The sequence below is a fragment of the Streptomyces sp. NPDC096324 genome, from assembly GCF_044763015.1.
In the GTDB taxonomy this organism is placed as follows: domain Bacteria; phylum Actinomycetota; class Actinomycetes; order Streptomycetales; family Streptomycetaceae; genus Streptomyces.
The window spans coordinates 526922-533680 of record NZ_JBIWFK010000008.1 but is presented as its reverse complement, the minus strand read 5'-3'; the positions used below and the strand labels follow the sequence as shown (position 1 = coordinate 533680).

Sequence of the window (6759 nt, the reverse complement as noted above, 5' to 3'; positions counted from 1 at the left end):
ACGCGGGGAAAGCCAGGCGGCCCTGGCCGGGCTGGCCGAGGTAGTTCTGCCAGCCGGAGGAGAGCGGCTGGTTGGCGCCGAAGCTGGTGCCGGAGCCGAGGTGGACGCCGATGGTTCCGTCGGTGCCCTGGATGACCAGGTCGGCCTTGCCGTCGCCGTTGACGTCGGGGAAAGCCAGGCGGCCCTGGCCGGGCTGGCCGAGGTAGTTCTGCCAGCCGGAGGAGAGCGGCTGGTTGGCGCCGAAGCTGGTGCCGGAGCCGTTGTTGACGTGGACGCCGATGGTGCCGTCGGTGCCCTGGACCAGGAGATCCTTGTTGCCGTCGCCGTTGATGTCGGCGTAGTACAGGCGGCCCTGACCGGCGCCGCCCAGGAAGTTCTGCCAGCCCGCGCTGACCGTCGTGCCGGCACCGAAACTCGTCCCCGAACCCGGACGGAGCCCGATCGTCCCGTCGGTGCTCAACACCATCAGATCGGCCTTGCCGTCACCCGTGACGTCCGCGCGATTGTTGGTGTCCTGGATGTTGTCGTAGCGGCGGGGGCTGAAGGTGCCATGACCACTGTAGTAGGGGTAGGGGATGCTGTGGTGGACGGCGCCGCTGCTGCCGGACTCCTCCAGCGCGTCGTACGTGGAGTGATCGGAGCTGGTCCATCCGTTGAAGATGACCACATGGCCGCTGGCGCCCGAGTCGGGGTTGAGGAGGACGTCACCCGGCTTGAGGGACTCCTTGGCTATGGAAGAGGTGTAGTTCAGCAGAGTGCCGGTGGTCTCGCCCCAGTTGTTCCCACTGGAGGAGTCCAGGTGCCAGGCCATGGAGACGAAGCCGGAGCAGTCGGTGCGGTACTTGCCGTTGGCGTCGGTGCGGTAGCTGGTCATGCTGTACGGCACGCCTGCGTCGACCCACGACTGGGCCCGGGCAATGACGTCTGCCCTGCTGATGCTGCCCCCTGCCGAGGAATCCGCGGTCAAATCGGCGAAGGCGCCGACCGGCCTGGGTGCGGCAGCCAACTGCGCCACTGAGGCGGTCGTCGGGTTGGGCACGGTCGGGATGAAGTGGGTCAATAAGCCCGAGTTCGCCGTACTGGACGCGGCGGCGGACGGTGCCGGGGTGTCGGCGACGGCCTGCCCCAGCGTCATGGCGGTGACCGCGCCGACGACTGCGACGGACAGGGCGAGACGCTTAATCATGTTCATGACATCCTCCTGATGAGGTTTGTAGCGCAGAGGTTCTCCGGGTCCGGAGGACCAGGAGCTGAACTGTGAAGAGGGCGAGCGGGATCGCTGTCGCACGGACGCGACGATCTGGCGGCGCAGCTCGTGGGAGTCGGAGAGGGCGGCGACGCTGGCGCCCACCTTCGTAGAGTGACGTCGGGCCGGGGTTCGGCTCGCGACTCCCGCCCTCAGGGCTTCAGTCGGGGTACGTCCCATCCGACGGCATGCCGGAGGCCGGTGGTGGGCCTTGCGCCTGAGGAGGAGGCTTGGCGGCCGGGGCCGGGATCAGCTTCGCTACGAGGCGATGCCGTGCGCTGCGATGTGGTGCTGGGACGTTCCAGCGCGTGACCCGCGTCGCGAAGGTGAGTGGCAGTCAGCCGCCCTTGCCACCGGCCCGGCAGGTGGGGATGTCGACGCCGACCGGTGTGCCTGCGGACGGTGCGCCCGTGAACCCCCGTGGTGGGCCTCGGCTCGCCGCCCCGGCTGGTCTCCTGAGCCGGTCGGTGGGGTGTGGGCCGGAAGGGCGGGCAGGTTCAGCGAGCAGGCGACGGTAGTGGTCGAGTGAGTGGTCCTGGTCATGACGATCCCCCCGGATGGCCGCGCGGTGATTGGCTCAAGAGCGGTGACTGTGGATCAGGGTCTTTCCGTCAGGCGTCGCACTTCCCGGGCCCTTTCGCAGAGCGCCATCCGGTCCGATCGCGCCGCAGACCCGGGCACGCTTGCCCGAGGAACGTCCGGCACCGAATGGTCGGTATTGGCTAGCCCCTGGCCTTGGCCTGGGCGGCGGCGACGTAGCGCACGGTGAACAGCACGGGGACGACGAATCCGGCGGCCTGGACAAGTGTCGCCGTCATGGAGTGGCCCTGGCCGGCGTGGGCGAGGGCCGCGAGGGCGCCGGCCGTGACGGCGAAGGCGGCGGTCCATACGGCGGTGATGACCACGTTGACCCGGACGAAGGGCTTGAGGCTCCAGGCTTCGGGTGGGGTGGTGCGCTTGGCGATGCCCAGCGTGAACGGTTTGCCCGCGAGCAGTGAGGCCCCGGCGATGAGAGCCAGGGTCGCCGAGGAGAGCGCCGCCGAGTAGGCGTGTGCAACCGAATGGGGGTCTGCGAAGGCGACGACTGCCAGGACCGCGAAGAAGACGGCCGAGCCGGTTTCCATGATCAGCGCGTCGAACCCGACTCCCGTCCGCCGCTGCTGGGCAATCACCGCCACCGCCACCAGCAGACCAGCGAGCGCCCCCCACTGCCACTGGGCGGACGGGACCACCGCGAAGACGATCCATGGAAGGAAGGCGCGTAAGTACGACATCGAAGACCCCCGAGTTGCTGACGTTCCTGTTCTGACATGTCGAAACTAGAATGTCCACCCTCGACATGTCAAGAGTGGAAGGTAAACTGATGGCATGAGCCTTCGACACGCCCTCCTCGGACTCCTGTCAGAGCGCCCTGCCAGCGGCTACGACCTGTTGAAGCGCTTCGAGACCTCTTTGGCCAACGCCTGGCCCGCCACGCAGAGCCAGATGTACACGGAGCTGTCCAAGCTCGCCGACAACGGCCTGATCAGCGTCTCGACCCAGGGCCCGCGTGGCCGTAAGGAGTACACCCTCACCGACGAGGGCTTGGCGGAACTGCGCCACTGGCTGACGGAGATCAAGCCCCAACGCCACACCCGCAGCGACATCCTGCTGCGGGTCTTCTTCCTCAACGTGATCACACCCGACCAGGCGCGCAGCTACCTCACCGAACTCATGGAGCTGTCGGAGCAGGAGCACGAGGCCTTGCGTCGACTGGCCGACTCCATCGACTGGGGCGACGACCCGCTGTCGGTGAACGGCAGGATCGCCCTGGAGTACGGCCTCCGCTTCAACACAATGCGCCGCAAGTGGGCCGCGTGGGCGGCCGACCAGATCCGCTAGGGCGTGCCGGTAGGTGACGGGCGCGTTCTCGGGCGGCCAGTTCCCGGTGCAGCCGGGTGACGCTCGTGCAGCCTTCGGCGAACCGTCGTTCCGGATAGGACTTGTAGGGGTCGAGCCGACTGGACCAGGGCCGGCCCTCGTGGAGGGTGTCCCGCCAGCGGACGGCACTTGCATAGCGCGACACAGCCTTGAGCCCCCAGCCCAGGTGTCGGGTGATCGCCCGGCGCAGACGTCGTCCAGTCTTCCCCGCCGATGCGGGGAGCAGTTCGACGGACGCACCGCCGCAGCGATGCACCGGGGGCCATCCCCGCGGGTGCGGGGAGCAGGTCCTGGAACGTCTTCTCAACTGATGGTTTCAGAATGAGGTTCGGAGTCGCCTCAAGCAGATGCTGCTGCAGGCGAGTTGGAGCAGTGCGAGGTGGAGGTCGGCTCGTATCTCGTAGCGGATCCGGAGTCGTTTGAACTGGTGGAGCCAGGCGACGGTTCGCTCGACGACCCAGCGGGTCTTGCCGAGTCCGGATCCGTGGGCGGTCCCTTTCCGGGCGAACTTCGGCGTGATGCCGCGGGCCCGGAACAGACGGCGGTACTTGTCGTAGTAGTGGCCGCGGTCGGCGAACAGCCGGCCCGGCCGGTGACGTGGCCGCCCACGCACGCCACGGATGCGGGGTATCGCGTCCAGGAGGGGCGTCAGCCGAGTGACATCGTGACGATTCCCGCCGGTCAGCGAAACGACCAAGGGAGTACCCGTACCTGTCGACGATCAAGTGGTGCTTGCTGCCGGCCGGGCCCGGTCGCCGGCGAAGGTCCGGGTGTGAGCCCCCCTTTCAGCGCCCGGACATGTGAGCCGTCGATCGCCGCGTCGCCCATGTCCAGCAGGCCTGCGGCCCGCAATTCGGCCGGCAGCACCTCGTGCAGCTGCGGCCGGACCCCGACTTCAGTCCAGTCCCGCAACCGCCGCCAAGCCGTCACCCCGCTACAGCCGACCTGCTCCGCGGGAACGTCCCGCCAGTTCACCCCCCTTGCACAGCACATAGACGATGCCACGCGGTGCAACCCGGTCATCCGCAGGCAACCGACCGGGATAGCGATGTCGTCTGGGAGCACGAGGCGGCAACAGCGGGGCCACACGTTCCCACAGGTCATCAGGCACGAGATCAGCGGACACCCAGCAGCTCCTGCCGACACAACACCCAACTGCCAAGCCTCCCAACAAGATTCATTCTGAAACGATCAGTTAAGGACAATGCTGCGTCGGCTTATAGGAGTTCGCTCCGGCGCGGTATATCGCCAGGCGGCTGTGTCTTCCCAAGACGATCAGGGACCCGTGGCGCGGGGCCGGCAAGGCAAGTGGGCGTACGAACTTCACGCTTGCATTCACACTGGTCAGCCGTCTGAAAGTCGGTATGGGGGGCGAGGCGGTGGACAAGGCCGGATATCGATGGATATCCGAACGCCGTCAGCGGGACCTCACGTCTACTGTGATCGAGGGCCGGCAACCACTCATGGGACGGTCTGCGCACCGTCCGCCAGGCAGCGGATCGGGGGTGGGCTTCGCTCCCGCTCTGCTGCCGCAGGCAGCAGAGCGCCGCCACGGGGAGCCGTTGACCTGGGCAGTACCCCGCGCCGCCCGGCGCGGGGACCGACTGGAAAGGTTCGACCGTTGAGCAGAGACGAACGTCCGCAGGCCATGGCGCCCCTGTGGACCACAAGAACGCGATTACCGTCCCGGCGGTGGATCACCGCTGTGCTCGCCGTTCTGAGCGCGGTGACGGCCCTGCTGACCGTTCCGTTGACCGCCACGCCGGCACACGCCGTGAGCCGCGACGGCACTTCACCGTTCGCCTCGTACAACATGCTCGGCTCCAACAACGGCGCCCGGTGGACAAATGAGATCACGCAGCTGGTCCAGCAGGTCCCGCTGGTCGCGCTGCAAGAGGTCGGCTCCGGGCCCCCCGCACCGGTGGACGACTACATCCGCGACGTGCGGATCGGCAGGACCCGCCCATACGGCCAGCCCAGCAACTACGAGCGCAGCCGTTGGATGGCCGGGGGTGTCGAGCGCTACGTGTACTTCATGCAGACCGACCCCCAAAGAATCAGCGCGACCGGCGAGGACACCTGGCGAGGCGGCCGGGTGAACCTGGCGACCATCACCGACACCCCGGCCGACCAGGTCTACGTGCTGGACAACCCCGGCTACAACCCTGCCCCGAACGCCCCGGGCGACCACTACCGGGATCGTCCGCTGCTCGGACTGAGGTTCGGCAGCACCTGGTACTGGAACGCCCACGCCCGGAATCGCAACGACGTCCAGGGCCTGCTGCGCCAAGTGCGCGACTTCGCGGCGGAGCCTGCCCAGCACGGCACGAACTGGGTCATGGTCGGCGACTTCAACGTGAACATCCTCAACGTCCCCACCGACGATGCGCGAAACCAGCTGCACCTGCAGGCGGGCGAGAGCCTGCTGCGCCCCAATCGGGCCACGTACATCAACGGCGACGAGCCGAGCGAGCTGGACTACGCGATCGCCCACGGTCTGCCCGGCGGCTTCACCGCGACCGTCCCGCGCGGTGCCGGGTCAGACCACGCGGAGGTGCACTACAGAAGGACGCCGCTGCCGGCCCAGACGACCGTCCCGTCGTACACCTACTCCTCCCGAGTGGGGACGATCACCGGCACCGTGATGCAGGCGAACCCGAACGGCTCGTTCGGGATCGCCGCCCCCCGTCACGACAACAGCCAGACCGCCCGGATATTCACCACCGGAGCGGGCACGCACATCATCCGGTACCTCACGGGCTGTCTATCCATTGTGTTAAGGATGAGCCGGGCAGCGTCCGACTCCCCGATCGTCGCCGGTTCGTGCGACGACCCGCGGGCACAGTGGACGATCACCGACCCGCGGCCCGATCCGGAGTGGAACCAGGACAACGGGGGACCGCAGTTGTGGCGGAACGTGGCCTTCCCCCAGCTCTGCCTGACGCCGTCCAACAGGCAGGTGACTGCGACGCGGTGCAGCGACGACATCGCCCAGCGCTGGTGGGACAACGCCGCCGCACTGCCCAGGGACTGGCCGACAGCCACCGGCAACATCCGCCTGGAATCCGCCTTCAAGGGTGGCCGCATCATGACCGGCGGCTATCCCGGGACCGGCATCCGTACCGCGCCCACACCGCCGTGGTGGTGGTGGGTCTACTGGCTGCGCCAGGAGCGCCTGGACTTCGGCTGGAACATCCAGCGCATCAGCCCTGGCGACAACCTGGTTCGCCTCAAGAGTGTGTTCGGCGACAATTACTGCCTGGGTGTCCGCGACGAGCACGCCACCGAGCAGACTGACGCCATGGTGCGGTCGTGTGACGATGCGCGCGGCGTCGACGCGGCCGGCCAGCGCTGGCTGGCCGAAACCTACGCGGACGGCACCGTCCGCTACCGCAACGAAGCCACCCATCTCTGTCTGCTGGCCCCCGACGCCGACCGGGGCATCGTCATCCTCGCCTCCTGCAACGACATCGCGGCTGAGCGCTGGAAGACGGTGAAGCCCTGAGCCCTTGAAGCGCACCGAGCCCGCCGGGGCTGCAGCAGCTCCGGCGGGCTCGGTTCCCCTGCGAGTCGTCGTTCTTCTGATCCGACCG

4 protein-coding genes and 1 pseudogene are annotated in these 6759 nt (G+C 67.9%); 2 read left to right on the top strand and 3 right to left on the bottom strand.

Annotation, left to right across the window (positions count from 1 at the left end; translation table 11 throughout):
• Positions 1 to 1192, bottom strand: a 1192-nt coding sequence (locus ACIQ7M_RS24845; protein WP_403648104.1) for an FG-GAP-like repeat-containing protein, incomplete at its 3' end; no start/stop codon positions are given.
• 776 nt (positions 1193 to 1968) lie between these two features.
• Positions 1969 to 2520: a hypothetical protein gene (locus ACIQ7M_RS24840; protein ID WP_403648101.1), complete on the bottom strand. Its 552-nt coding sequence runs from the start codon at positions 2518 to 2520 to the stop codon at positions 1969 to 1971.
• A gap of 94 nt (positions 2521 to 2614) precedes the next feature.
• On the opposite strand from ACIQ7M_RS24840, the gene ACIQ7M_RS24835 reads away from it, so the two are divergent.
• Positions 2615 to 3127, top strand: a complete 513-nt coding sequence (locus tag ACIQ7M_RS24835) for a PadR family transcriptional regulator (protein ID WP_403648098.1) — start codon at positions 2615 to 2617, stop codon at positions 3125 to 3127.
• Between the two features lie 355 nt (positions 3128 to 3482).
• Here ACIQ7M_RS24835 and ACIQ7M_RS24830 read toward each other — a convergent pair.
• A pseudogene (locus ACIQ7M_RS24830) lies at positions 3483 to 4292 on the bottom strand (IS5 family transposase).
• Between the two features lie 579 nt (positions 4293 to 4871).
• Between ACIQ7M_RS24830 and ACIQ7M_RS24825 the strand changes: the two are divergent.
• Positions 4872 to 6671 (top strand): endonuclease/exonuclease/phosphatase family protein, encoded by a 1800-nt coding sequence (locus ACIQ7M_RS24825; RefSeq protein WP_403648095.1) that lies wholly within the window; start codon positions 4872 to 4874, stop codon positions 6669 to 6671.
• Positions 6672 to 6759 lie beyond the last annotated feature (88 nt).

Excerpts from the sequence above, each read along its gene's own strand:
- ACIQ7M_RS24835 (WP_403648098.1), top strand. The coding sequence starts at position 2,615 with ATGAGCCTTCGACACGCCCTCCTCGGACTCCTGTCAGAGCGCCCTGCC.
- ACIQ7M_RS24840 (WP_403648101.1), bottom strand. The coding sequence starts at position 2,520 with ATGTCGTACTTACGCGCCTTCCTTCCATGGATCGTCTTCGCGGTGGTC.